Here is a 24,176-nt window from a genome sequence, read left to right on the forward strand (position 1 = left end):
GTCTTTCAGGTCGCGCTCCGGCCGTTCACCACGGCGGTGCCGACGAGGGTGCCGGCGTCGATGTCGTGTATCGCGCGTTCGGTGAGCAGCTGCAGGAGATCGAGACGAATCTGCTCGACGGTCCCGGCGTCGAACGGGGCGAGCGCGCGGCGGAAGTTCCCACCGAGGACGAGGTCCCAGGAGAACTCGGGGGTGGCGGGAATGATGTTGGACAGCTCCCGGACCTCGGTCGAGTGCGCGCCCAGCTCGCCGAGCCACTGGTGGAGCGCGTCCGGGGTGTCGATGCGTTCGAGGGGATCGAACGGCGACCCGGCTGGTTCGGGCTCGGGTTCCCGGTGCCGGGCGACGGCGTCCTGGAACGCGGCCGCGAAGTCGCGCAACGCGCCCCGCCGCCACACCGTGATCCCGACCTTGCCGCCCGGCCGGACGAGGCCCGCGAGCCGGGTGAACGCGGCGTCCATGTGGGGCAGGAAGAACACGCCGTACGAGCAGGCGAGCGCGTCGTAGCCCGCGTCCGGGACGGTGCTCGGCGGTTCCCAGGTGGTGGCGTCCGCGCAGACGAACTCGACGTTCTGCAGTCCTCGCTCCGACGCCTTCAGGCGCCCCTGCTCGAGGAGTTCGTCGGCCAGATCGACGCCGTGGACGAGGCCCGCCGGACCGACCGCGGTGGCCGCGGGGAGCGCCGAAGAGCCTGCGCCGCAACACACGTCGAGGACGGCGTCGCCGGGACGCAGTCCGAGCTGGAAGACGAGTGACTGCCCGGCAGGCGTCCACACGGCCGTCGTCAGCCGGTCGAACTCCAGCCGCGCCTCGTCGAAGATCGATCCCGGATCACTCATACGGCGATGCTAGGCCGTGCCGCGAGCCCCGGAAGGCATTGTGCGAAGCTCACAGGTATGTCCGACGTTGCACTGACCCGCTCCCAGGTGGCCGACCTCGTCGACCACACGCTCCTCAAGCCCGAGGCCACCACCGACGACGTGAAGGCGCTGATCGACGAGGCGCGCTCGCTCGGCGTGCTCGCCGTCTGCGTGTCGCCGTCGATGCTGCCGATCAAGGCGCCGGGTCTGGTGACCGCCGCGGTGGTCGGGTTTCCCTCGGGCAAGCACCACTCGCTGGTCAAGGGGGCCGAGGCCCGGCTCGCCGTGGACCAGGGTGCGCAGGAGATCGACATGGTGATCGACATCGGTGCCGCCGTGGCCGGCGACTTCAACGCGGTGCTGGCCGACGTCCTCACCGTCCGCGAGGCCGTCGGCGACCGCACGGTCCTGAAGGTGATCCTCGAGACCGCGGCGCTCACCGACGAGGCGATCGTCGAATCGTGCCGGGCCGCCGAGCGGGCCGGCGCGAACTTCGTGAAGACGTCCACCGGATTCCATCCGGCCGGGGGAGCGACCGTGGAGGCGGTGCGGCTGATGGCGCAGACCGTCGGCGGTCGGATCGGCGTGAAGGCGAGCGGCGGGATCCGCACCGCACAGGCCGCCCTCGACATGATCGCGGCCGGTGCGACGCGGCTGGGACTGTCGGGAACCCGTGCCGTCCTGGACGGGCTGCCCGACTGACCCGGTGGTCGGTCAGACCAGGAGGCCGCAGCTGCTCTGCTGTTCTTGCTGCTGTTGCTGGGTGCCGGCGGCAGGCATCGTGTAGGCGCCGCCTTCGAGGGTGATCTCGATGGCGTCGTCGGTGACCTTCAACGACGTCGGCTGCATGCCCAGCGGGTAGGTCTGCAGACTCGACGTGAGGATCTGGACGACCCCGTCGACGAGATCGGTGGGAAGACCGAAACCGAGGACCTCCGCACCCACCGTCTCCACCTTGACGGTCCCGTTCACGACCTCCGGTTTGACGGTCAGATCCGCGAGCCCGGCCGGGCCGACGGAGAACCTCAACGTCCCGGCGTTCGAATCGGCGGTGACGCCGCTGATGAGCGAACCGAACGCCTGCTGCTGCAGCGTCGCGAGGATGCCCGCGGTGGACCAGGTGATGTCCGCGTCGGAACTGCCGATGGTGCCGCTGCTGTCCGCGGTGTTCTCGATCCGGATGTCGTTGACCTGGGCGTGCACCTGCATTCCCTGGGCGGGGCCGAACTTGGTGTCGTCGCTGTCGATGGTGATGTACGGGACGTTCTTGTCGACCGACTGGAGCAGGACCGGCTTCCAGCTCAGGCCCACGTCCACCTGCGAGCCGAGTTGGCTCTCGAACTGGTCTGCCATGCAGGTCTTCACTCTGTTGCGCACGAAGAGTTCGCCGCCGACGAGGACCACCACGAGCGCGGCGATGACGACAAGAGAGATGACGAGCACACGGTTACTTCGGGGTGCGGAGTTCGTTCGGGCTGCCATTACACGGATTCTTCCCGACAACTCTGAACAATTTCTGTGAATGCGCCCGCGGCGGGTCGCCGAGATCCGCAGAAATTGTGATACGTGCCACAATCGCCCAGTAATCTAGGGGAATGTCCGGATGGTTGGCTCCACGTCCCGGTGACCCGGAGCGCGAAGGTGTCGGTGAAGAACTGACACGCGTCGCGACGGCTCAGGCGGGTTTCTTCACCACTGCGCAAGTGCTGCGCCTCGGTTTCGCCTCCGACGAGATCGGCGAGCGCGTTGCCGACGGCTCGTGGGTCAAGATCGAGCGAGATCTGTTCCGCTTGAAGGATTGCCCGCACTCCGATCTCGAGGAATTCGCGAAGTGGTGCACCTGGTTCGGTGCCGCCGCCGCGGTCTCCCACCAGAGTGCCGCCGAACTTCACGGTCTCGGGCATCTGTACCCGCGGTTCATCCACCTCTCGACGGTGCTGTCGCCGCCTTCGCCGACGCAGCAGTTGGCGCTGCACCGGCGTTCGCTCCGCCCGGAGGACTGCGAGCAGGTCGGCCCCCTGCGCATCACCACGCCGCTGTGCACGGCACTCGACCTCGCCGCCAGCGGCATCTCGCAGGAACTGCTCGACGAGGTGGTCGCCGACGGCGTCGCGATCGGGCGACTGAATGCGCGCGCACTGCACGGGGAGTGCGGATCCCTGCCGGCGCAGGTGGCGCAGCGCGTCGAACACGCACTGGCCACCTGCACCTGACCGGTCACCGCCCCGGGATCAGAACGGCCACTCGCCGTTCCGGGTGCCCTCCAGGATCGGGATCATCGAGAATCCCGCGTCCGACAGTCCGCCGAACGTGTGGTGGTTCGCGGATCCCGTCGGTCCGTGTCCGTGTCGGTAGCCCGCCACGTTCCACGTGTACACGGGGACGTCGGCCGGGACGTGCCGGGTCGGATCGCCCCACGTCGCCTGCTCGTCGGTGACGATGACGACGCGATCGTGGTCGCGGTAGTGCTTCCGCACCGCCGACGCGGTGTCCGTGCCGCCCAGGTCGCCGAAACTGTCGACGACCCGCAGCACCGGCTGGTGCTTGAACGGCACGTACCGGCTGTCCGTGCCGAACTCGACCAGGTTGGCCCGTTCGGCACGCGCCGCCAGAACGGTGCCGAACACCGCGGCCGCGTCCGCCCGCGTCAGTTCCGACCGCGCCGAGACGCGGCTGTAGAACATCGATCCGGACCGGTCGACGAGCACCAGGGTGCGGCCGGGCAGCGACGGGACCGCGGACAGCGATGCCCCGAGCGCACGTTCGAGCGCATGCCCCCACCGCAGGCTCGGCGCGTTCCGGTAGGCCGCGAGGAACCGCATCGGCAGCTGCCGCGACTTCGCGACCTCGCCCGGATCGGCGATCCGGGCCGCCACCTGTTCGGCGACGTGGTCGGGAAGCCCGGCCTCGTCGAAGTTCCTCAGGTTGCGCAGAAGCGCCATGTACCCCATGGACGGGATCACCGCCTGCCATGCTGCGGCGTCCATCGGCCCCTGCAGCCAGCCGGCGAGCGACTCCCAGGTCATGCCGGCCGCCGACAGCAGCTCCGGGGTCCGGAGGACGGCACGCCGATCCTCCGGCGAGAGAGCCGCCAGCGCCGCTCGTTCCGTGAGCATCCGCAGGCCGGTGGGGATCGTGTTCTCGCGTCCCTGCCGCCGATCGATCGCGTGCCGGAACAGCTCGCCCTGCCATGTCGCCGACGGCGACGCATGGGTGAGCTCGAGGACGTCGCCGAAGCGGACGTCCCTGGCATCGGAATCCCACTTCAGCAGTGAGCGTTCCGAGTACAGGCGGACGGCGGCATCGGCGACCCCGCGCTTGACCGGCTTCGGGATCGAACGACCGTGGCGCGCAATCCAGTAGGCGAGGATCTCACCCGGCTCGTCGGCCCGCTCCAGCGCCGACGAGATGACGGCGCGGTTGCCGCCGTGCAGACCGGCGCCCAGCCGGGCCCGGACGAACTCGGCCGCGGCCACCACGGACGCCGAACGCAGATGCGCGTCGCGGCGCAGCCACCCGATCAGGCGGGCGGTCCACTCCGGGTCCGACAGCGTGACCTCGTGGATGAGTTCGACGAACCGGTTGTCGCGGTCCGGAGCCGACTCGTAGAACGTGTGCTCACCCACCATGTTGGTGACCGCGAGGAGAAACAGCTCGCTCTTCGCGCCGCGGGCGTAGCCGCTGCCGCCCTCGAACGTGCGGCCGGTCGGTTGCGTTTCCGACGTGATGGGGCTCTGTACCTTGGTGCGGCGCAGCGTCTTCAGGTTGAACTTGCTCATGGGTTGTTCCTCCTTCCGGGAGGTGTCGGTGCTCGTGGGGTGCGCGCCACCCGAGGTCGAAGCGACGACGGGGTGCGGAGTCGAACCGCGTGCTTGCGCACTTCACCTGAGAAGTATCCGTCGTCTGCGCACCGGGTGGCGCGCACGCATGTCGTGCCGAGTTCGGAGTCGGCGGAGGCACGGACGCGCTCTACCGCTGAGCTACAGGGACCTGCGTCCCTGACCGGATTCGAACCGGCGACCACGCGATCCACAGTCGAAGTAGCCCTCGCCTGCGCACCGGCACAACGTGTTTCGTGAAGTGACTCTACGGGGCGCTTCGGGGGATGTCGCGTGAATTAATTCGTGCCGGAACCGGGCGCGACCACTTCCCACGGAACGGTGAGGATGTTGTCGCGGAGCCGGCGGCGCTGGGGTTGCACGGGAAGTCCCTGCGCGCGCAGCAGTTCGAGGGCGGCCCGCCACCGCACCCGCGGTCCGAACGAGCCGTGAGGCGCCGCAGTGGCCCACGCGCGGTCCGCTGCCGCGAGGAGGGCGTGGACCGGCTCACCCGGTACGTTGCGATGGATCAGCGCCTTGGGTAGCCGTTCGGCGATGTCCGACGGCTTCTCCACGGCGAACGGATCCCACGCCAGCGTCAGCGACAGCGGGCGGGTGGCGTCGAGCAGCACCCACGCGCAGCGGCGGCCCAGCTCGTCACATGTGCCGTCGACGATCAGCCCGCCCGGTGCGAGCCCGGACTGCATCCGCGACCAGGCCGGCCCGACGGCATCCTCGGGATACTGCCGCAGCACGTTGAACGCGCGGACCAGGACGGGTCGCAGCCCGGAGAGCTCGAACCCGCCGCGGGCGAAACTCACTCCGTTCCTGCTCTCGACCACACGCTCGGGATCGATCTCGAGCCCCACCACCCGGCGGTCGCCGCGCACGGCGGTCAGCCGGTCGGCGAGCTCGAACGTGGTGTGCGGCCGGGCGCCGTACCCGAGGTCGACGACGAGCGGGTCGACGGACGCGTGCAGCGTCCGGCGCACCAGCGCGTCGTGGACGAGCCAGCGGTCGCTGCGTCGCAGCCGATTGATGCCTGTCGTACCCCGGGTGATGACACCGTGAGGCCGCTTCAGCGTCGCTGAAGTCATGGGAAATCCGTGCGGTGGTTGCTAGTGCTGCGACAACCACGTTTCGGTGATCTCGGCCTCGGCGCGGAAGAGGTCGATCAGGTTGACGAGCATCAGCTGCTCGAGCTTTCCGCCGATGAACGGCAGGTACACCTTGGCCTCGGACGAAGTGCGGAACGTGCAGCCGGTCTCGGTGGCGAACAGCTTCATGGTGCCCGTGAGGCTGCCCGGGCCCGCGGGGATCGAGGCTTCGTACGTGCCCGTGGTCGGCTCACCGAAGGGCGTGTACGACTCCTTGCGCGTGATGACCATGTCCTTCTTCATCACGGTCTGCGCGATCTCGGGGAGTTCCGACCGCGGCAGGATGTGGTGCAGGACGATGTCGATCCCGTCGTCGTTCACGTCGAAGTGCTCGATGTGGTTCTCGGAGTACTTCCGCATCTCCTCGATGCGCGCATCCCAGTAGTCACGGTTGGTGAACGCGTTGTACACCTCTTTCGGGGTGTGCTTGTAACGGGCTGAGTAGTCGATGCGGCGAGCCATGATCGCCAAGGTTACCGGCTGTGACGGAACACAAGGGACACCCGCCCCAGGTCAGGCCCCGAGCCACTGCTGCGTGAAGCCCTGCTCCTTCTCGATCAGGCGCAGGACCTCGTCCGCGATCGCGCTTTCGATCTTGCCGCCGATCAGCGGGATCCTCACGTCGGCCTTGCCTTCGACCTGCACCTTCGACCCGGAACCGGCAGCCGTCAGGGTCTGGGTCCCCGAGATCACCGCCGGCGCGCCCTGGACTTCGGCCGTGAACGTGCCCTCGGCGTGATCGCCGTCGAGCGTGCCCCACGTCTCCGTGCGCTTGATCACGAGATCGCCCGACCGGACCTTCGAGACGATGCTGGGCAGGTGCTCGGCGGGGATCGACTGCGACATGGCCACCGAGATGGTGCCCGGGCCGGTCGTGACCTCGTCCAGGGTTGCCCCCGGTCCTCCGACCCGGTCGAGACGGTCGCGCCAGTACTGCTCGGTGATCAGGCCCGCATGGACCTGGGCGACGGGAAACGTATAGGACGACGAATGCTCGATGCGGCGACTCACGATCCGCAGGCTACCGTTTGCGGTTGTGTGGGACGTGAGCATTGTCAGTCAACTCGTCGATTCGGGCGCATTCGTGTCCGAGAACCTCGAACTGTCGGGGATGACCACGCTGCGCGTGGGCGGGCCGGCGCGGATCGTGGCGGAGTGCCCGACCACGCAGGTCCTCGTCGACGTGGTGCGTCTCCTCGACGCCGCGCACATCCCGACTCTGATCCTCGCCGGCGGCTCCAATCTGGTGGTCGGCGACGACGGATTCGACGGTGTGGTCGTGCGTGTGTGCAACACCACCGTCGGTCTGGAGGAGGGATTCGTCACTGCCGAGGCGGGCGCCGAGTGGGATCAGGTGGTCGCGCAGACCGTCGCCGCCGAGCTGGGCGGGCTCGAATGCCTGTCGGGGATTCCCGGATCGACCGGGGCCACCCCGGTGCAGAACGTGGGCGCGTACGGCGTCGAGGTGGGGTCGATGCTGCGGCGGGTTCACCTCCTCGATCGACGCACCGGTGAGGCGCGCTGGGTCGAACCCGACGCCCTCGGCCTCGGTTACCGCACGAGCGTCCTCAAACACTCCGATGCCGCCCTGGTGCTGGCCGTGGAACTGACCGTGCATCCCGACGGGCTCGGCGAGCCGCTGCGCTACCGCGAACTGGTCTCCGCGCTGAACGCTGCCGAAGGCGACCGGTTGCCGTCGGCGCAGGTCCGCGACGCCGTGCTGGACCTGCGGCGGGGCAAGGGCATGGTGCTCGATCCCGAGGATTACGACACCTGGAGCGCGGGCTCCTTCTTCACCAACCCCGTCGTTGCGGACGGCGAGTTGGCGGGCGTCCTCGCCGCGATCGAGACCCGCCTCGGCGACGTCCTTGTTCCCCAGTACCCGGCCGACGGCGGAACCAAGTTGTCTGCGGGGTGGCTGATCGAGCGGGCCGGCTTCTCGAAGGGGTATCCCGGCGAGACCGCCGTCGCGCGGCTGTCGACCAAGCACACTCTCGCGTTGACCAATCGAGGTGCCGCGAAGAGCGAGGACCTGCTGGCATTGGCTCGCGACGTCCGGGACGGCGTCCAGGCGGCGTTCGGTGTCCGGCTCGAACCCGAACCCGTGACGGTGGGCTGCGCGATCTGAGACAGGTCCGTAGCGCAGGTAACCTGTTAGCTGTGCATGAACTGGGTTCTCGGACAAGTCGGTCGCGCGTCGCGTTGATCGCGACGGCGCTGATCGCGTTTCTCGTTTTGCTGACCGGATGCACGGTCGGCTCCGAGTCGGGAACCGCCACCGCGCCCCCCGAACCGGCGGTCGAGGTCACCCAGAATCCGGCGTCGGGCACCGAGGACGTCAATCCGGTGGCGCCGATCTCCGCGACCGCGTCGCAGGGCACGTTCACCGACATCTCCCTCGTCAACGCCGAGGGGCGTGCCGTGCAGGGTGTGCTGTCACCCGACCGGACCACGTTCACCGTCGGGGAGGCGCTGGGTTACGGCGCCACGTACACGTGGAAGGGCACGGCGCTCGGCACGGACGGCAAGTCCGTTGCCGTCGACGGCAGCTTCACCACGGTCGAGCCCGACGAGACCATCGGCGCCACACTCAACATCGGCGACGGTCAGGAAGTCGGCATCGCCGCCCCGATCATCGTCCAGTTCCACGAGTCCGTCGAGGACAAGGCGGCGGTCGAGAAGGCGATGACCGTCACGACCAACCCGCCGACACCGGGCTCGTGGGCGTGGCTGCCCGACGACAACGGGTCGCGCGCACATTGGCGTCCGCAGAACTACTGGGCGCCCGGCACCACCGTGAGCCTCGACGCCCGGCTGTACGGACTGGACTTCGGCGACGGCGCGTACGGCGCGGAGGATTTGTCGCTGAACTTCACCGTCGGGCGTAGCCAGATCGTGATCGCGAACGCGCCGAGCCACCGCATGCAGGTGGTGCGCGGCGGCGAGACCATCATGGACATCCCCGTCAGCTACGGCGAAGGCAACGAGGCCCGCAACGTCACCCGTAGCGGTATCCACATGGTGACCGAGAAGCACGAGGACTTCCTCATGTCCAACCCGCCGTTCTACGAGAACGTGCGCGAGCGCTGGGCGGTCCGTATCTCCAACAACGGTGAGTTCATCCACGCGAACCCCGAGACCATCGGCGTCCAGGGTTCGTCGAACGTCACCAACGGCTGCATCAACCTGTCCCTCGGGGACGCGCAGCAGTACTTCGGCACCGCGATGTACGGCGATCCCGTCGAGGTGACCGGGACGTCCATCGACCTCTCGGCCGCCGACGGCGACATCTACGACTGGGCCGTCAGCTGGCCCGAATGGCAGTCCATGTCGGCGCTCGCATAGGCGAGCGAACTTTCTTCACACCCGGTGGAACCGAAACCGGGCCGCCTGCGTCTACCTGAATGAGGACGCGTCAACGGCGCCGTGTTCTCGGGTCACACAACTGTGGGGAGTCGTCCGCTGTCGAGGGGTCGACGGACGACCCCGACAGTCCGTTTCGGTCGAAAGTCGTTGATCGGCAGGGGGCTGTGGGATGGGATGGATGTTGCTGGGGGTCGTGACGATCGTGGCGGGACTGTGGACCGTGGTCCTGGTGCTCGAACACCAGGACCGGCGGACCGCCGCGAACGCGCCTACGTCGTGCGGTGAAAACGCCCGGACGAAGCCTGATCTCGTGGCTTGACGACGATCTGGTCGATGTTCACGTGGGAGGGCCTCGAGGCGACGAACCCGACGACGTCCGCGACGTCCGCGGCGACGAGCGGGGTGATGCCCGCGTAGACCTTGTCGGCGCGCTCCTGGTCGCCTTCGAAACGCACCAGGGAGAACTCGGTTTCCACTGCGCCCGGTGCGATCTCGGTGAGACGGACCGGCTTGCCGAGCAGTTCTCCGCGCAGCGTGCGGTGCAGGACGCCCTCCGCGTGCTTGGCGGTCGTGTATCCGGAACCGTTGTCGTACGCCTCGAGCGCGGCCAGCGATGTGATGGTGACGATCAGACCGTCACCCGACTCGACCAACTTCGGCAACAGCGCCTTGGTGATCCGAAGGGTGCCCAGGACATTGGTCTCCCACATCCACCGCCAGTCGTCGAGATCGGCGTCGGCGACGGTGGCCAGTCCCTTGGCGCCGCCCGCATTGTTCACGAGCACGTCGACCCTCGGCAGTACCGCGCTGAACGCGTCCACGGAATCCTGGTCCGTGACGTCGAGTTCGAGCGCGGTACCGCCGATGTCTTCGGCGATCTTCTCCAGACGATCCAGTCGCCGGGCCCCGATGACCACATGAAATCCCTGCGAGGCCAGGGTGCGGGCGGTGGCTTCTCCGATTCCGGAGCTCGCCCCGGTGACGACGGCGATGCGGGTGTCAGGTGAAAAGGTCATGCCGACATGTTAGGGCTCGTCGATGACGGAGTAGCCACTCGCGTCGCCGGCGACGCTGCGGCTGCGCTCGCCCCGGATGTCGACGGGGACGTCACCGGCCAGGGTGATGCGGTTGAGGCGCCGGTACTGATCGTCGTAGTCGGCAACGGCGTAGTGCTGAGTGGCACGGTTGTCCCAGATCGCGACATCGCCCGACTGCCAGTTCCACCGGGTCGTGAACTCGAGCGAGATCGCGTGATCCTGCAGAACCCGGAAGAGTGCCTGCGACTGGGTGCTGCTCAGGCCGACCAGGCTCTTGACGAAATGACCGAGCAGCAGTGTGCGCTCGCCGGTCTCGGGGTGCACCCGCACCACGGGGTGCTCCGTCTCGAAGTAGGTGGACTGGAACTCGGCGCGGTACTCCTTCGCCTTGTCGTCCTGCGCGCGTTCCGCGCTGGTCGCCGCGTAGTCGTAGACGTTGGTGTGCGTCGCCCACAGGTTGTCGGCGAGGACCTTCAGCGGCTCGGGCAGCGCGTTGTACGCGGCGACACCCGACGCCCAGGTGGTGGATCCGCCGTACGTGGGGAGTTGCACGGCGCGCAGGATCGACGCCTTCGGGATGCGATCGACGAACGTGACGTCGGTGTGCCAGCTGTTGGCCTTGCCGTAGTCGGAGTCGATGGGCAGCACCTTGGTGCCGCGCGACGTGACGGTCGGATGCGCCGTGGTGGGGGAGCCGAGAAGCTCCGCGAATTCGTACTGCGAGTCGTCGGTCAGATGTTCCTGGCCGCGGAAGAAGATCACCTTGTGCTCGAGCAGGGCCTGGCGGATGAGCGACACGGTGGCGGGGTCGAGGTTGCCGCCGAGCCGGACGCCGTCGATCCGGGCGCCGATGTGGGCACCGAGCTTGACGACGCTCGCCGCGTTCTGGGAACCCTCGGCGTCTGTCACGTGCTCGGGCGCGAAATCGATGGACATGGTGAGCCTTTCGGATACCGGAGACGGTGTGGAGTCCCGTAACCGAACCACCAGTGGGTGTGTCGCAGGAAGGATTTGCGTCACCCTGATCGCAAGGGGCGGGCGCTACGCGGCGGCGCGAACCTTCCGCGTGATCGCGACGACGCAGAGCAGGCTGAGCAGCGTGACCGCAGTGAGGTACAGGGAGATCGGTGCCGACGAACCCCAGTTCGCGTACAGCGCGGCGGCCACTGTCGGGGCGAGCCCGCCGCCGAGAACCGATCCGATCTGATAGCCGAGCGACGCACCGCTGTACCGGACCTCGGCACTGAACAGTTCGGTGAACAGAGCCGCGATCACCGGGGGGTTCTGGAGGTCGATCAGCGGGAACAGCGCGGCCGCCCAGACGGTCAGCCCCACCGAGCCCGTGACGAGGAGCACGAGCGTCTTGCTCATGCCCAGGACCTTCGTCGAATAGGACAGCAGGTACGCCATGAAGATGTAACCGACCGTGTTGATGCCGATGAACGCACCCGCGGCCAGCAGCACTTCGCGCAGGTTCTCCCGCAGGACGGTGACGATCGGCAATCGTTGATCGCGGTGCGTGCTCTCGACCTTCTCGAAGTCGGGGCTCTCGGAGATGGTGAACCGGATGACGAGACCGCACTGGCCAGGAACGGGACCCGCCAGCCCCAGGACAGGAACGCTTCTTCGCTGACGGAGAACGTCGCGAATGCGGCCAGCGTCCCCGCGATCGAGGAGAAGGACGGGAAGAACAACGGGCCGAACACGATTGCCGCGGCCATGCCGTAGATGACGTAGTCGTACCACTCGATGGCGGTCCCGATGAGACTGGCGCCCGGCCACCTTCAGCGGCCGGACGGTCGCCCGGGGTGTCACGGAGTTCTGGGTGGAGGTCACGTCGATTTCCTTCGAGGGTGCGAATGGAGGTTCGGTCACGATGGCGATCTCGGCCGTCTGATCAGCGACATCTCGGAGGTGCTCACATCGATACATCTCGCTCCTAAAACTGTACGTTCGGTTGGTATTTCGGCGTAGTGCGTCGTGAAACACTCTTGCCGTCAAGAGTGGCGATGCCCTCCGATGTGCGCCGGCAGGCGCCACTCGCAGTGGCGGGAACTGGGGTAAGTGGCGCGGCGCGGAGGCACCCGCCGACGCGCCCTCCGATTGGTGAAACCGACCGAAGCTGCTACTTTCGTGTCATGTCTTCAGGCCAGTCGACCGCTCCGCGGGTCACCTATGTGACTTCCGCGCTGGGCTCGCGGCTGCCCTTGGCGCGGGAACTGTGTTGTCGCTGTCTCAGCATCTGCAGCTAATTCGCGCAGTCTTCTCCTGATCGATCGTCCTCGGTCGTCCCACTCTCGGCCCGGGACGGATGCAGCGTTCGGACGAAGGTGCGCACCGCCTCCGCATGCAAGGACTGCCACGTGTCTACCCCCACTCTTTCCAGCCCCACCCGGACCGGCTCCGCATCTCGATTCCAGCGGCCCGTGTCCCGTCCCCGTCTCCACATCGTTCCCCCCGAGCTGCGGATCAGCGACGGCCCGGCCGCCGGTGTTCTGCGGGTGGCCCGGTCTCGCGGCCCGTTGTCGCGGGACGTCGCCGCGAAGGCAACCGGCCTGAGCATCGCCACCGTCAACCGTCAGGTGTCGGCGCTCCTCGACCTCGGGCTGCTGCGCGAGCGCGGCGACCTCACGCCGTCCGGCGCGATCGGTCGTCCGCGGGTTCCGTTCGAGGTCAACCACGAGCCCTACCTGACGGTGGGCATTCACATCGGCGCGGTCGTGACCAGCATCATCGCCAGTGATCTGCGCGGGAAGGTCCTCGGCGCGGTCGAGGTGCCCACCCCGCAGGGCGCGTCCGCCGACGCACTCGCCGGCATTGCACGCAGCGCGCGGGCCTTCGCTTCCCGCTGGCACCGGCGTCGCCCGCTGTGGGCGGGTGTCGCACTCGGCGGTCGGGTCGATCCGCAGACCGGTGTCGTCGACCACCCCCGGCTGGGATGGAAGTCCGCTCAGGTCGGCGCCATCATCGCGACTGGACTCGGGTTGCCCGTCTCCGTCGCGGCGCACGTCGAGGCGATGGCCGCGTCCGAGCTGCTGCTGAGCCCGGACAGCGAAGACGGTGTCGCGCAAGGCGAAACGGGCCTGTACTTCTACGCCCGTGAGACGGCCGGCATCGCGATCACCATCGACGGCCGCGTTCACACGCCGTCGAGCGGTCCCGGTTCGATCGCGCACCTGCCGACGGGCTCGTCGGCGCAGTGCTCGTGCGGTTCACGCGGGTGCCTCGAGGCGACGATCAGTGATCGCGCGGTCATTTCCGCCGCCCTCGATGCGGGCATCCTCCCGGCGTCGAACCAGCGGCCGACGATGAGTGCCCTCTACAAGGCCGCGTCCTCGGGTTCCGTTCCCGCGCACGCGCTTCTGGTGGTACGTGCTCAGGTGCTCGGGAAGACGGTCGCCATGCTGCGGGACCTGTTCAACCCGGATCGGGTGATCCTCGGAGGCCAGGCGTTCACCGAGTACCCGGCCGGGATCCCGCACGTCGCGGAGGCCTTCGCGCAGGCATCGTCGCTGGAGCGCAGGGACATTCGCATCTCCGGATTCGGCAACCGGGTGCAGGAGTACGCCTCGACGGTGGTGTCGCTGAGCACCATCTACTCCGATCCGGTCGGAGCGATGCGCCGGACGTCGATCTAGCGTCACAGCGATTCGTCAGCCGCACAGGCAATTGACTGTGCGGCTGACGAATTCGTATGCTTCTTCCCCGGGTGCTTGCTCCCCGGTGCGTCTCAGAGTTTGCGCAGCCCGTCGAGGACGCGCTCCATCAGTTTCCGGTCCGGTCCGGTGGACCCGGCGGTCTCGTTCACGGTGACCGCCCCGGCTGCCGCGAGGTCGCCGAGGAGTACGCGCGCGACGCCGAGCGGGATCGACGCGAGCGACGCGATCTCGGCCACCGACCGCGGTTCGGAGCACAGCGCGAAGACGCGGCGCAGTTCGTCCGGTGCAAGCATCCCGTCCACGACGGTGTCGCCGTCCGGGCGGGCGACGATGAGCGCCTCCAGTGGCAGATCGACCCCGGACTCGGTCCGCCCGCCCGTGAGGATGAACGGCCGGACGATGGAGACGGTGTCCTCGGGCGCCACCCACTCGGTGGGCTCGGCGGCAGGACTGTCGACGGACTCGGGAGTCTGATCGGCGTGTTCGGAAACGGGTTCCACCTGCTCGGGAGCGGCCTCGGCGCGGCCGGGCTCCACCCACTCGGCCGGCTGCGGCGGGCTCGGGTCCTGCTCTTTCCTGGCGCTGCGGCGCCGGCCGGCTGATCCGAAGCGCGCCCCTGTCGCGCCGATCGACGGCCAGTTCTCGTCGCTCACAGTCATCGGTTGGGACCCTTCTCGCACTACCCCACCCACTCCATGGTCCCAAACTCGCGTTTCGGGTGAATGCACCGGTCCCTGTGATTCCGGCTACAGGGTGCGCGCGAGCGTTAGATTTGCTGCGTGACCCACTGGCGGCAGAACTCGGATCCGTTCCTCGCTCCCGATCTCGGCCGGTCCGCGCTGCTCGTCGTCGACACACAGGTGGACTTCGTCGACGGCGGGACCGCCCCGATTCCCGGCACCTCCGCGGTGCTGCCCGCGATCGCGCGTCTCGTGGACGCCTACCGGGAGGCCTCGGCGCCGATCGTGCACGTCGTCCGGTTGTACGAGGGCGACGACGTCGACCTGTGCCGGCGCCGCGTGATCGCGGCCGGACTCGACATCGTCAGACCGGGCACCGCCGGCTCCCAGGTGGCGCCGGAGCTGGGGGTGCCACCGCTCGACCCCGAGTCGCTCCTCGGCGGCGGCCTCCAGTCCGTCTCGCCCACCGAGCACATCCTGTTCAAACCCCGGTGGAGTTCGTTCTACCGCACCGAACTCGACGGCCGCCTGCGCCAGTGGAGGGTTGACACCGTGGTGATCGCGGGATGCAACTATCCCAACTGCCCGCGCGCCACGATCTTCGACGCCAGCGAACGCGATTACAAGGTGCTCGTCGCCGCCGATGCGATCTCGGGCGTCGATGCGCGCCACCTGGAGGAGGCCGGGCGAATAGGGGTTCTCCACGCGGAGACCGACGAGATCGTCGAGGCGTTGCAGCCACCCGAGCTCGAGGTGATCAGCTGAGCGGCGGCGCCGAGGTCGCGTCCGGTGGCGCACCCCGCCTGCGCAGCTCCGCGCGCGCCCGCTCGATGCCGCCGTGCTCCAACGCGGCGAGTGGTGACTCGTCGGCCCAGACGAGCTCACCGCGACGGCGGACCGTGACACTCATCGAGCCCGCGAGGTGCTCGAGGGCGCCGGGGATGTTGCGACGCTCGGTGGGGAGCGGAACCGGCAGCACGTGCGCCGCGCTCAGCGGGGAGCCGCCCTCGATCTCGACGCTCCACGTGCGACCGCGGCCCCGCAGCGACCACCGATCGTCCGTGACATGCGCCCGGACGGGGGAGGTGACCGGGTTGCCGAGGCGGAACACCGTGCCGTCGGGCAGCGCGACGACGACGGCCGTGACCTCGGTGCGCAGCCCGCCCGCGGTGATTTCGCCGCCGGCGAACGCGACGCACGCCTGCCGGTCGGCGAAACCCTGAGCCTGGCCCCACCACCAGGAGTGGGGGAATCCGCCCTTGCCCCAATTCTTTTCGCCGTAGACCTGGGCGCCGTCGAGGTCTATCTCGGTGCCGCCCAGCACGGCCGTTCCCTCGGCGCGTCCGCCGAGCAGCCACGGGTGCCAGTACTGGTTCAGCGCGGGCACGGTCTGGAACACACTCGATCCGCCGAGCCTGCGCCGCGGCCACGGGACCTGGGCGCAGACCCGGACGTCGAGGCGGGCGTCCGGCCCGAGGTCCACCCGCACACGGTCGACGGACCCGCGGAAAGCGTCGCCCGCGAACGCGCCGAGTCCGGCAGGGTTGGCGTAGCCCTCCGGATGCGCGGCAGTCCGCAGGAACCGGGTGGGGTGACCGGCGAGACCGAGCGTCGCCCAGTGCCCGTCCGCGGCCCGGTTGATTCCCGCCAGCGCGATGACGACCTGTCCCGTCGCGGGCTGGGTGAACCGCCAGAAATAGCCTTCCATCGCGACGTCGTGTGCGGCGAGCACGTTGCCGAACGGCAGATCCGCTCCCGTGGCGCGGTATGCCCGCAGCAGACGCGGCATCGGTCAGCTTCCCGGCTGGCGGTGCAGCACCGCCTGCGACTGCGTCACCTGCGCCACGAGTCGATCCTCGCCGTCCCGCAGTTCGGTGACGACGGCGACCGTGGTTCGTCCGGCGTGCAGCGGCCGCGCCGTCGCGGTGACGGTGCCCTTGCGGACGCCGCGGGTGAACACCGTGCTCGAACTCGTGGTCGACGTGGATGCCCCCGCCGGAAGATTGAGAAACGCGCAGACCGCTCCGACACTGTCGGCGAGCGTCATCAGCGCCCCGCCGTGCATGCCGTTTCCCGCGGTCGTGCGGTGCTGTTCCCACTCGAGGTGCCCGACGACCTCTTCGGGCGCGGCCTTCGTGAGGCGGACCCCGGTATGTACGGCGAACGGCATGGTCGCGACGAGATCAGCGGGATCCATACCCGTGGATGCTAGGCGCGGAACCGAACCCGCGCAGGCGGTTCGCGGGGATACCCGCGCCGGTCGATCAGAGGGGCAGCGAAGACTCCGCGAGCCCGGCCGGTGCCCCGCGACGGCGGAACCACTCCTGACCGAATGCCGCCCGCAACTGATCCTCGGGCATCTGCAGGAACGGGCCGAAATCCCCGATCTGGGTGGCGTGCGCGTGCATCGCGGCGCGCTTGGCGTCCATGGCCGAGGTGACGTCCACGACCGTGGTGATCTCGGAGTCCGGCAGACCGAACGTGTCGAGGTCCGGTGGCTGGGCGTTCTCGGACCACTCCGGATTGGCGGCCATGAGCCGCCGGATGTGGTCGCGGCTCACGGCCGCCTCGTAGACGTGTGGCACACCGGCCAGTTCGGCGGCCCGGATGCCCACGTGATGCACCTGGACATGATCGGGATGACCGTAGCCACCGTTGGGGTCGTAAATGGTGACCACGTCGGCGGATTCCTCGACGAGGATCGCGGCCAGCCGGGCAGCGGCCTCCTCGACGTCGACGTTGCAGAACGCGGCGGGGTTCTCGTTCTCCGGCGTTCCCGCCATCCCGGAATCCGCGTAGTGCAGCAACACCACACGCTGGGCGCCGAGCAGCGACGTCGACTCCTCCAGCTCGCGGCGCCGACGCTCGGCGAGTGATTCGCCGTCGGTCAGGATCCCGTCTGGGGCCTCGCCGAGCGCCCCGTCCGTCGCGGTGACCACGACGACGCGATGACCGGCGTCGGCGGCCTGGCGCATCACGCCACCCGTGGTGAACACTTCGTCGTCGGGATGGGCGTGGAAACACACCAGGACACTCATGAGCGCAATACTTGCACGTGCTGGAAGTCGCGGCCACGATCTGTGAGGCTCGACGCGTGCTCGGTACCTATCGTCAGATCTTCGCCGCCCCCGGCTCCGCCGCGTTCTCCGCCGCAGGATTCGTTGCGCGGGTACCGATCGCCATGGTCGGCATCGGCATCGTCACGATGCTGTCCGAACTGCGCGGCGACTACGCACTGGCCGGTGCTCTCGCCGCGGTGTTCGCGCTGACCTACGCGTTCATCACCCCGGTCGTGTCCCGGGCGGTGGACCGGTACGGGCAGTCCCGCGTCCTTCCCGTCGCGTCGGGGATCAGCGCGACGTCCATCGCCGCGATGCTGTTGTGCGTCCGGTTCGGGACGCCCGACTGGGTGCTGTTCGTGTGGGCCGTTCCCGCCGGCTGCATGCCCACGATCGGTGCGATGGTGCGCGCCCGCTGGACCGAGCTGTACCGCGGCACGCCACTGCTGCGGACGGCGTTCGCGTTCGAGGCGGTGGTGGACGAGCTGTGCTTCATCGCGGGACCGGTGGTCTCCGTCGGATTGTCCGTCACGGTGTTCCCCGAGGCGGGACCGCTCGCGGGTCTCGTCCTGCTGGTGGTCGGCACGCTCGCGCTCGTCGCTCAGCGCGGCACCGAACCCCCCGTGCATTCGGCAACGCACGACGGCCGCCCGTCCGTCGTCCGGACGCCCGCCGTGTGGATCCTCGTGGCGGTCATGGTGTCGATGGGCACGATCTTCGGTGTCATCGACGTCGGTGCCATCGCCTTCACCCGAAGCCACGACGCACCCGCCTCCGCCACCGTGGTGCTGGCCCTGTTCGCGGCCGGTTCCGCTGTGGCAGGCATCGTGTTCGGCGCGATCCGGGTGTCGGCGTCGCTCCGGAAACAGCTGATGGTCGCGGTTCTCGCGGTGGCAGTCCTGACGGTTCCACTCCTTCTGGCCGACAGCATTCCGGCGCTCGCCGTCGCCTACGCGGTGGCGGGGATGACGGTGGCACCGATCATGATCGTCACGACCGGTCTCGTCGAGCAGATCGTGCCCGCGGCCGCGCTGACCGAGGGCATCACCTGGATCGTCACCGGGCTGGGTGTCGGCGTCGCCGTGGGGTCGGCACTCGCGGGCCGGATGATCGACGAATTCGGCACGACCGCGGGCTACGCGGTGGCGGCGATCGCCGCGCTGCTGGCCTCTATGGTGACCCCATGGCTATTCGTGAAACAGTCGGCGTCGACGGAACGCCCCTCGTCTACTCGGTGACCGGTGACCCCGACGCGCGGGCCCTGGTACTCCTGCACGGTTGGGCGCAGTCCTCGAAGTGCTGGGGCCCCGGGGTGCTCGACGAACTCGCGGCCCGCTACCGCGTCATCGCCGTCGACCTCCGCGGACACGGCTACTCGGGTGCGCCCGACACCGGCTACGACGACTCCGCGGTCTGGGCCGGGGACGTCGACGCGGTGCTCACGGCCGAAGGTGTCGCGTCCGGCGCCGTGCTCCTCGGCTGGTCCTACGGCGGCCTAGTGATCTGCGACTACCTGGCGTCGCACGGCACGTCCGCCGTCGACGGTGTGGTCCTCGTCGGAGCCATCACCAGCATCGGTCGCGGGGAGGCAGGCGGCAAGGTCGGCGAGGCGATGCGCGCGGCGATCCCCGGCGCGATGTCCGAGGAGCCGCGCGAGGCGATCCGCGCGCTGGGCGCGTTCGGCAACGCGCTCACCGGACCGCCGGAAGGCAAGGGCGCACAGTCGCAGGCGCTGTTCGGGGCCAGCCTCGCCACCCCGCCCCGGGTGCGGGCCGCACTCTTCAACCGGTCCGCGAGCCACGACGACCTGCTCCGGTCCCTCGACGTGCCGGTGCTCGTCCTGCACGGCACCGAGGACTCCGTCGTCGATGTCTCGGCTGGTAGGCACGCTGCAGAACTGATCCAGCAGGCGCGGGCGTCGTTCTGGGAAGGCTGCGATCACGGACCGTTCGTGGAGGATCCCGAGAGGTTCGTGAAGGAGGTCGGCGAGTTCGTCGACAACCTCGGTTAAAGGGGCCGATCGGTGAGGGAGCACTATGGAGTGGTGACGCCCATGCACAACTCGCGCCCCCGCAGGGTGGCCGTCCTCTCGGTCCACACCTCACCACTGGCGCAGCCCGGTACCGGCGATGCGGGCGGAATGAACGTCTACGTGCTGCAGTCCGCCATCCAAATGGCGCGTCGCGGCGTCGAGGTGGAGATCTTCACCCGGGCCACGTCGTCCGCCGACGCACCGGTCCAGGAAGCGGCGCCGGGGGTCCTCGTCCGGAACGTCGTAGCGGGCCCGTTCGAGGGGCTGGACAAGCAGGATCTGCCCACCCAGCTCTGCGCGTTCGTCGCCGGGGTGCTCCGCGAGGAGGCCCGCCACGAACCGGGCTACTACAACCTGGTGCACTCGCACTACTGGTTGTCGGGGCAGGTCGGCTGGCTCGCCCGCGACCGTTGGGGTGTGCCGCTCGTGCACACCGCGCACACGCTCGCCGCGGTCAAGAATCTGTCGCTGGCCGACGGTGACACTCCCGAACCGGCCGCCCGCCAGATCGGCGAGCAGCAGGTGGTGGCCGAGTCCGACCGGCTCGTGGCCAACACCACCGAGGAATCCGATCAGCTGGTCCGCCATTACGGCGCCGACCCGAACCGGATCGACGTGGTGGCGCCCGGCGCAGATCTGACGCGGTACCGGCCGGGCGACCGGGCCGCCGCCCGGGCGAAGCTGGGGCTCGACCCGCGCGAGACCGTCGTGACGTTCGTCGGACGCATCCAGCCGCTCAAGGCGCCCGACGTCCTGCTCCGTGCCGCCGCCGAACTGATCGCCCGAGATCCCGAATCGACACTGCGGGTGCTCGTGGTCGGCGGTCCGTCCGGTTCCGGGCTGGCCCGGCCGGACGCGTTGATCGAACTCGCGTCCTCGCTCGGCATCGCCGCGCGGGTGACGTTCCTCCCGCCGCAGGCGCCCGATCGGCTCGTCGACGTGTACCGGGCTTCGGATATCGTTGCGGTGCCGAGTTATTCGGAGTCGTTCGGGCTGGTGGCCATCGAGGCGCAGGCCTGTGGCACGCCGGTGATCGCCGCGAACGTGGGCGGTCTCGGCGTCGCCGTCCGGAACGGCGAGACCGGGCTTCTCGTGGACGGGCACCGCACCGAGGACTGGGCGACGGCGTTGCAGTCGCTGGTCTCGGAGCCCGGCAGGCTCGCCGCACTTGCCGCCGAGGCTCCGCGTCACGCGGAGAATTTCTCCTGGGAACACACCGCCGACGGACTCCTCGAGAGCTATCGGATGGCGACCGTCAACTACAACTACGGACACGGCCCCAGCGAATTCTCCCCGCGTCGCGGACGCGGACTGTGGAAGCTGCGCAGGGCCGGGGGAGTGCGCGCATGAGCGAGCTGGCCGACGTGATCGAGTCCGCCCTGACCGAACGTGAGATGGACTTCACGAGGAAGGACTCGACGCACTTCATCGTCGAGTTGCCCGGCGAGCGCAAGCTCAAGACCACCACGCTCCTGACTGTCGGCAAGCACGGTCTGCGCGTCGAGGCGTTCGTCTGCCGCAAACCCGACGAGAACTTCGAAGGCGTCTACAAGTACCTGCTGCGGCGCAATCGCCGGCTGTACTCGGTGGCGTACACGATCGACAAGATCGGCGACATCTACCTGGTCGGTCAGATCGCCGAGCACGCGGTGACCGCGGACGAACTGGACCGGATTCTCGGGCAGGTGCTCGAGGCGGCCGACGGCGACTTCAACACCCTCCTCGAGCTCGGTTTCGCCGGTTCCATCAAGCGTGAGTGGGAGTGGCGTGTCTCACGCGGGGAGTCACTGGCGAACCTGAAACCGTTCGAGCATCTCATCGAGGATTCGCAGGCCTGAGTGCTGTCGACCGCGCGCGGACCGGAAATACGCGCGGGTAGAGTTGCGCCGAGCTTGTGACTGTTGTCACAGGTTAGGTACATGTGTCTGATGTTCACAGAAACTTGTACCGACAACTGCTGCTGCAACACTTCGAGGGAGAGGCCCCAGTGAGCTTCAAGAGCCCGTTTCCGGACGTCGAGATTCCGAACCTCAGTGTCTACGATTTCCTTTTCGGCCACGTCGACCCGGCGGATGGGGACCGGCCCGCGCTGATCGACGGTGCCTCCGGCGCGGTCACCACGTACCAGTCCCTGGTCGCCCAGATCAACGGGGTGGCCGGGGCGCTGGCCGCCCGCGGTCTCGCGGTCGGTGAGGTGGTGGGGTTGCATTCGCCGAACGTTCCGGCGTTCGCGTCGGTGTTCCACGGGATCCTGCGGGCCGGTGGTGTCGCGACCACGATCAACGCCCTGTACACCGCGGAGGACATCGCCAAGCAGCTCACCGACTCGAAGGCGAAGTTCCTGTTCACCGTCTCCCCGCTGCTGCCGCAGGCCGAGGATGCGGCGGCGAAGGTCGGGATCCCGGTGGAGAACGTGATCGTCCTCGACGGCGCCGACGGGCACCCGTCGCTGACCGATCTGCTGGCCGAGGGCGCACCGGCGCCGGAGGTGTCGTTCGATCCGGCGACCCAGCTGGCGGTGCTGCCGTACTCGTCGGGGACCACCGGCCGGCCGAAGGGGGTGATGCTCACGCATCGCAACCTGGTGGCGAATGTGTGTCAGATCAACCCGCGGATGGGCATCGGCGCCGACGACAAACTGCTGGCGGTGCTGCCGTTCTTCCACATCTACGGGATGACGGTGCTGCTGAACGCGGCCCTGTTCAACCGGGCGAGTTTGGTGACGATGCCGAAGTTCGACCTGGTCGAGTTCCTTTCGATCGTGTCCGGGCAGCAGTGCACGTATGTGTTCATCGCCCCGCCGGTGGCGGTGGCGTTGGCCAAGCATCCGCTGGTCGACGATTACGACCTGTCGAGCGTGCATTCGATCTTCTCCGGCGCCGCCCCGCTGGATCAGGAACTGGGCAAGGCCGTCGCGAACCGGCTCGGGTGCCGGGTGCGGCAGGGGTACGGGATGTCGGAGATGAGCCCGGTCTCGCATGCGATTCCGTTCGACCGTGACGACATCGCGCTGGATTCGGTGGGTCCGTCGATCGCGAACATGGAGTGCAAGCTGGTCGACCCGGGCACCGGGGAGGAGGTCGCCTACCCGGCGGCGGGGGTCAGCGCACCGGGTGAGTTGTGGTGCAAGGGCCCGAACATCATGGCCGGGTACCTCGGCAACGACGAGGCCACCGCGGAGACCCTGGATGCGGACGGGTACCTGCACACCGGGGACATCGCGACCGTCGACTCCGAGGGGGTGGTGACGATCGTGGACCGGATGAAGGAGCTGATCAAGTACAAGGGGTACCAGGTGCCGCCCGCCGAGTTGGAGGCGTTGCTGTTGACGCACCCGCAGATCGCCGACGCCGCCGTCATCGGGGTTCTCGACGACGAGGGTGAGGAGGTGCCGAAGGCGTTCGTCGTCCGCCAGCCCGGTGCCGACTTGGACGAGGCCGCGGTCATCGCGTTCGTCGCCGAGCGGGTGTCGCCGCACAAAAAGGTCCGCAAGGTCGAGTTCATCGACCTGGTGCCGAAGTCCGCCGCGGGCAAGATCCTCCGCAAGGATCTCCGGGCAAGCGAGGCCGACCGGAGCTGACGGCAGGGGTTCACGGCGCGAGGGTTCCGGGAGGCATGCCAGGATGAACGGCATGAGTACCGGAACCCTTGTGCTGCTCCGCCACGGCGAGAGCGAATGGAATGCGCTCAACTTGTTCACCGGCTGGGTGGACGTCCACCTGACCGATAAGGGCATCGCCGAGGGCAAGCGCGCCGGCGAATTGCTGCTCGAGCACAACCTGCTCCCCGACGTGCTCTACACGTCGCTGCTGCGCCGCGCGATCAGCACCGCCAACATCGCGCTCGACACCGCCGACCGGCACTGGATTCCCGTCACCCGCGACTGGCGTCTCAACGAGCGCCACTACGGTGCCCTGCAGGGACGCAACAAGGCGCAGGTCAAGGAGAAGTACGGCGACGAGCAGTTCATGCTGTGGCGCCGCAGCTACGACACCCCGCCGCCGCCGATCGAGGCCGGCAGCGAGTACAGCCAGGACACCGATCCCCGCTACGCGAACCTCGATGAGGTCCCACTGACGGAGTGCCTGAAGGACGTCGTCGTCCGCCTGATCCCGTACTGGGAAGACACCATCTCCGCCGACCTGAAGGCGGGCAAGACCGTGCTGATCACCGCGCACGGCAACTCGCTGCGCGCCCTCGTCAAGCACCTCGACGGAATCTCCGACGAGGACATCGCGGGCCTGAACATCCCGACGGGCATCCCGCTGCGCTACGACCTGGACGAGAACCTGAAGCCGCTCAACCCCGGTGGCACGTACCTCGACCCAGAGGCCGCTGCCGCGGGCGCCGCCGCGGTCGCGAACCAGGGCGGGAAGTAACCCGTGCGACCGGCCGGACGTCGCGTTCGCGGGACGTCCGGCCAACGGCAGGTTAACTGCGGACGAAGACTCCGGTCGCCGCGTGTGACGTGCGCGGAAATGCCCGGTCCCGGCGTAACCGGCCCGCCG

The 24,176-nt window shown here is 68.6% G+C and carries 26 protein-coding genes; 13 read left to right on the top strand and 13 right to left on the bottom strand.

Features of this window, described 5'->3' with window-relative positions:
- Positions 1-5: 5 nt before the first annotated feature.
- A complete protein-coding gene (locus G9373_RS08990) occupies positions 6-839 on the bottom strand; it encodes a methyltransferase domain-containing protein (RefSeq protein WP_005571528.1) in 834 nt (277 codons plus the stop codon).
- Positions 840-896: 57 nt separating this feature from the next.
- Between G9373_RS08990 and deoC the strand changes: the two genes are divergently transcribed.
- Positions 897-1,562: a deoxyribose-phosphate aldolase gene (gene deoC, locus G9373_RS08995; protein ID WP_005571530.1), complete on the top strand. Its 666-nt coding sequence runs from the start codon at positions 897-899 to the stop codon at positions 1,560-1,562.
- A gap of 12 nt (positions 1,563-1,574) precedes the next feature.
- Here the strand turns inward: deoC and G9373_RS09000 are convergent, their stop codons facing one another.
- The gene (locus tag G9373_RS09000; protein WP_007300720.1) at positions 1,575-2,342 is read right to left on the bottom strand and encodes a DUF2993 domain-containing protein; all 768 of its coding nucleotides are present in this window, start codon (positions 2,340-2,342) and stop codon (positions 1,575-1,577) included.
- 113 nt (positions 2,343-2,455) lie between these two features.
- Between G9373_RS09000 and G9373_RS09005 the strand changes: the two genes are divergently transcribed.
- A complete protein-coding gene (locus tag G9373_RS09005; RefSeq protein WP_005261055.1) occupies positions 2,456-3,073 on the top strand; it encodes a hypothetical protein in 618 nt (205 codons plus the stop codon).
- Between the two features lie 18 nt (positions 3,074-3,091).
- On the opposite strand, the gene G9373_RS09010 is transcribed toward G9373_RS09005, so the two are convergent.
- The 4 genes from G9373_RS09010 to G9373_RS09025 form a co-directional block, all read right to left on the bottom strand.
- A complete protein-coding gene (locus G9373_RS09010) occupies positions 3,092-4,639 on the bottom strand; it encodes a TROVE domain-containing protein (RefSeq protein WP_133985016.1) in 1,548 nt (515 codons plus the stop codon).
- 338 nt (positions 4,640-4,977) lie between these two features.
- Positions 4,978-5,775 carry a class I SAM-dependent methyltransferase gene (locus tag G9373_RS09015; protein ID WP_120660500.1) on the bottom strand — a complete coding sequence of 266 codons (798 nt, stop codon included), beginning with the start codon at positions 5,773-5,775 and terminating at the stop codon, positions 4,978-4,980.
- Between the two features lie 21 nt (positions 5,776-5,796).
- Positions 5,797-6,297, bottom strand: a complete 501-nt coding sequence (locus G9373_RS09020; protein ID WP_005560412.1) for a DUF2505 domain-containing protein — start codon at positions 6,295-6,297, stop codon at positions 5,797-5,799.
- A 51-nt stretch (positions 6,298-6,348) separates the two neighbouring features.
- The gene (locus G9373_RS09025) at positions 6,349-6,846 is read right to left on the bottom strand and encodes a DUF2505 domain-containing protein (protein WP_043786777.1); all 498 of its coding nucleotides are present in this window, start codon (positions 6,844-6,846) and stop codon (positions 6,349-6,351) included.
- A 25-nt stretch (positions 6,847-6,871) separates the two neighbouring features.
- Here G9373_RS09025 and G9373_RS09030 point away from each other — a divergent pair, with 25 nt between their 5' ends.
- Both G9373_RS09030 and G9373_RS09035 read left to right on the top strand, forming a co-directional pair.
- The gene (locus G9373_RS09030; RefSeq protein ID WP_081276427.1) at positions 6,872-7,963 is read left to right on the top strand and encodes a UDP-N-acetylmuramate dehydrogenase; all 1,092 of its coding nucleotides are present in this window, start codon (positions 6,872-6,874) and stop codon (positions 7,961-7,963) included.
- 32 nt (positions 7,964-7,995) lie between these two features.
- A complete protein-coding gene (locus tag G9373_RS09035; protein WP_054247482.1) occupies positions 7,996-9,180 on the top strand; it encodes an Ig-like domain-containing protein in 1,185 nt (394 codons plus the stop codon).
- Between the two features lie 290 nt (positions 9,181-9,470).
- On the opposite strand, the gene G9373_RS09040 is transcribed toward G9373_RS09035, so the two are convergent.
- From G9373_RS09040 to G9373_RS09050, 3 genes are all read right to left on the bottom strand, one after another.
- On the bottom strand, positions 9,471-10,217 hold the full coding sequence (locus G9373_RS09040; protein ID WP_005560405.1) for an SDR family oxidoreductase: 747 nt from the start codon (positions 10,215-10,217) through the stop codon (positions 9,471-9,473).
- Positions 10,218-10,226: 9 nt separating this feature from the next.
- Positions 10,227-11,174 carry a TauD/TfdA family dioxygenase gene (locus tag G9373_RS09045; RefSeq protein WP_007300726.1) on the bottom strand — a complete coding sequence of 316 codons (948 nt, stop codon included), beginning with the start codon at positions 11,172-11,174 and terminating at the stop codon, positions 10,227-10,229.
- Positions 11,175-11,279: 105 nt separating this feature from the next.
- Positions 11,280-11,741 carry a hypothetical protein gene (locus G9373_RS09050; protein ID WP_240960426.1) on the bottom strand — a complete coding sequence of 154 codons (462 nt, stop codon included), beginning with the start codon at positions 11,739-11,741 and terminating at the stop codon, positions 11,280-11,282.
- Positions 11,742-11,753: 12 nt separating this feature from the next.
- Between G9373_RS09050 and G9373_RS46315 the strand changes: the two genes are divergently transcribed.
- Both G9373_RS46315 and G9373_RS09055 read left to right on the top strand, forming a co-directional pair.
- Positions 11,754-11,966: a hypothetical protein gene (locus G9373_RS46315; RefSeq protein WP_240482904.1), complete on the top strand. Its 213-nt coding sequence runs from the start codon at positions 11,754-11,756 to the stop codon at positions 11,964-11,966.
- 698 nt (positions 11,967-12,664) lie between these two features.
- On the top strand, positions 12,665-13,876 hold the full coding sequence (locus G9373_RS09055; RefSeq protein WP_275948822.1) for an ROK family protein: 1,212 nt from the start codon (positions 12,665-12,667) through the stop codon (positions 13,874-13,876).
- Positions 13,877-13,968: 92 nt separating this feature from the next.
- On the opposite strand, the gene G9373_RS09060 is transcribed toward G9373_RS09055, so the two are convergent.
- Entirely contained in the window at positions 13,969-14,556 is a 588-nt protein-coding gene (locus tag G9373_RS09060) for a DUF742 domain-containing protein (RefSeq protein ID WP_005570454.1), read from the bottom strand.
- A gap of 120 nt (positions 14,557-14,676) precedes the next feature.
- On the opposite strand from G9373_RS09060, the gene G9373_RS09065 reads away from it, so the two are divergent.
- The gene (locus G9373_RS09065) at positions 14,677-15,342 is read left to right on the top strand and encodes an isochorismatase family cysteine hydrolase (protein ID WP_005570453.1); all 666 of its coding nucleotides are present in this window, start codon (positions 14,677-14,679) and stop codon (positions 15,340-15,342) included.
- Here the strand turns inward: G9373_RS09065 and G9373_RS09070 are convergent.
- From G9373_RS09070 to G9373_RS09080, 3 genes are all read right to left on the bottom strand, one after another.
- The gene (locus G9373_RS09070) at positions 15,335-16,366 is read right to left on the bottom strand and encodes a tocopherol cyclase family protein (RefSeq protein ID WP_133985014.1); all 1,032 of its coding nucleotides are present in this window, start codon (positions 16,364-16,366) and stop codon (positions 15,335-15,337) included. The two genes, G9373_RS09065 and G9373_RS09070, sit on opposite strands and share 8 nt — an antisense overlap.
- Before the next feature lie 3 nt (positions 16,367-16,369).
- On the bottom strand, positions 16,370-16,774 hold the full coding sequence (locus tag G9373_RS09075) for a PaaI family thioesterase (RefSeq protein WP_133985012.1): 405 nt from the start codon (positions 16,772-16,774) through the stop codon (positions 16,370-16,372).
- A gap of 67 nt (positions 16,775-16,841) precedes the next feature.
- Positions 16,842-17,615 (bottom strand): PIG-L family deacetylase, encoded by a 774-nt coding sequence (locus G9373_RS09080; protein WP_005566246.1) that lies wholly within the window; start codon positions 17,613-17,615, stop codon positions 16,842-16,844.
- Positions 17,616-17,671: 56 nt separating this feature from the next.
- On the opposite strand from G9373_RS09080, the gene G9373_RS09085 reads away from it, so the two are divergent.
- The 6 genes from G9373_RS09085 to G9373_RS09110 all read left to right on the top strand — a co-directional run bounded on the left by G9373_RS09085 (position 17,672) and on the right by G9373_RS09110 (position 24,047).
- Positions 17,672-18,874 (top strand): MFS transporter, encoded by a 1,203-nt coding sequence (locus tag G9373_RS09085; RefSeq protein WP_133985010.1) that lies wholly within the window; start codon positions 17,672-17,674, stop codon positions 18,872-18,874.
- The gene (locus G9373_RS09090) at positions 18,820-19,647 is read left to right on the top strand and encodes an alpha/beta hydrolase (RefSeq protein ID WP_133985008.1); all 828 of its coding nucleotides are present in this window, start codon (positions 18,820-18,822) and stop codon (positions 19,645-19,647) included. The genes G9373_RS09085 and G9373_RS09090 overlap by 55 nt, the downstream gene beginning before the upstream one ends.
- Before the next feature lie 12 nt (positions 19,648-19,659).
- Positions 19,660-21,018, top strand: a complete 1,359-nt coding sequence (mshA, locus tag G9373_RS09095) for a D-inositol-3-phosphate glycosyltransferase (RefSeq protein ID WP_208328686.1) — start codon at positions 19,660-19,662, stop codon at positions 21,016-21,018.
- Entirely contained in the window at positions 21,015-21,506 is a 492-nt protein-coding gene (locus G9373_RS09100) for a YbjN domain-containing protein (RefSeq protein WP_025433141.1), read from the top strand. Before mshA ends, G9373_RS09100 begins: the two co-directional genes overlap by 4 nt.
- A gap of 149 nt (positions 21,507-21,655) precedes the next feature.
- A complete protein-coding gene (locus G9373_RS09105) occupies positions 21,656-23,248 on the top strand; it encodes an AMP-binding protein (RefSeq protein WP_133985006.1) in 1,593 nt (530 codons plus the stop codon).
- Positions 23,249-23,291: 43 nt separating this feature from the next.
- On the top strand, positions 23,292-24,047 hold the full coding sequence (locus G9373_RS09110; RefSeq protein ID WP_206031898.1) for a phosphoglyceromutase: 756 nt from the start codon (positions 23,292-23,294) through the stop codon (positions 24,045-24,047).
- Positions 24,048-24,176 lie beyond the last annotated feature (129 nt).

The sequence above is a fragment of the Rhodococcus sp. A14 genome (assembly GCF_011603105.1).
GTDB classification, from domain to species: Bacteria; Actinomycetota; Actinomycetes; order Mycobacteriales; family Mycobacteriaceae; genus Rhodococcus_F; species Rhodococcus_F opacus.

Bases quoted from the DNA above. Each gene is read 5' to 3' on its own strand.
- G9373_RS08990 (WP_005571528.1), bottom strand. From the start codon at position 839: ATGAGTGATCCGGGATCGATCTTCGACGAGGCGCGGCTGGAGTTCGAC.
- G9373_RS09060 (WP_005570454.1), bottom strand. From the start codon at position 14,556: ATGACTGTGAGCGACGAGAACTGGCCGTCGATCGGCGCGACAGGGGCG.
- G9373_RS09080 (WP_005566246.1), bottom strand. From the start codon at position 17,615: ATGAGTGTCCTGGTGTGTTTCCACGCCCATCCCGACGACGAAGTGTTC.
- deoC (WP_005571530.1), top strand. From the start codon at position 897: ATGTCCGACGTTGCACTGACCCGCTCCCAGGTGGCCGACCTCGTCGAC.
- G9373_RS09090 (WP_133985008.1), top strand. From the start codon at position 18,820: ATGGCTATTCGTGAAACAGTCGGCGTCGACGGAACGCCCCTCGTCTAC.
- G9373_RS09110 (WP_206031898.1), top strand. From the start codon at position 23,292: ATGAACGGCATGAGTACCGGAACCCTTGTGCTGCTCCGCCACGGCGAG.
- G9373_RS09100 (WP_025433141.1), top strand. From the start codon at position 21,015: ATGAGCGAGCTGGCCGACGTGATCGAGTCCGCCCTGACCGAACGTGAG.
- G9373_RS09040 (WP_005560405.1), bottom strand. From the start codon at position 10,217: ATGACCTTTTCACCTGACACCCGCATCGCCGTCGTCACCGGGGCGAGC.
- G9373_RS09015 (WP_120660500.1), bottom strand. From the start codon at position 5,775: ATGACTTCAGCGACGCTGAAGCGGCCTCACGGTGTCATCACCCGGGGT.
- G9373_RS09005 (WP_005261055.1), top strand. From the start codon at position 2,456: ATGTCCGGATGGTTGGCTCCACGTCCCGGTGACCCGGAGCGCGAAGGT.
- G9373_RS09070 (WP_133985014.1), bottom strand. From the start codon at position 16,366: ATGCCGCGTCTGCTGCGGGCATACCGCGCCACGGGAGCGGATCTGCCG.
- G9373_RS09000 (WP_007300720.1), bottom strand. From the start codon at position 2,342: ATGGCAGCCCGAACGAACTCCGCACCCCGAAGTAACCGTGTGCTCGTC.
- G9373_RS09010 (WP_133985016.1), bottom strand. From the start codon at position 4,639: ATGAGCAAGTTCAACCTGAAGACGCTGCGCCGCACCAAGGTACAGAGC.
- G9373_RS09020 (WP_005560412.1), bottom strand. From the start codon at position 6,297: ATGGCTCGCCGCATCGACTACTCAGCCCGTTACAAGCACACCCCGAAA.
- G9373_RS09075 (WP_133985012.1), bottom strand. From the start codon at position 16,774: ATGGATCCCGCTGATCTCGTCGCGACCATGCCGTTCGCCGTACATACC.
- G9373_RS09045 (WP_007300726.1), bottom strand. From the start codon at position 11,174: ATGTCCATCGATTTCGCGCCCGAGCACGTGACAGACGCCGAGGGTTCC.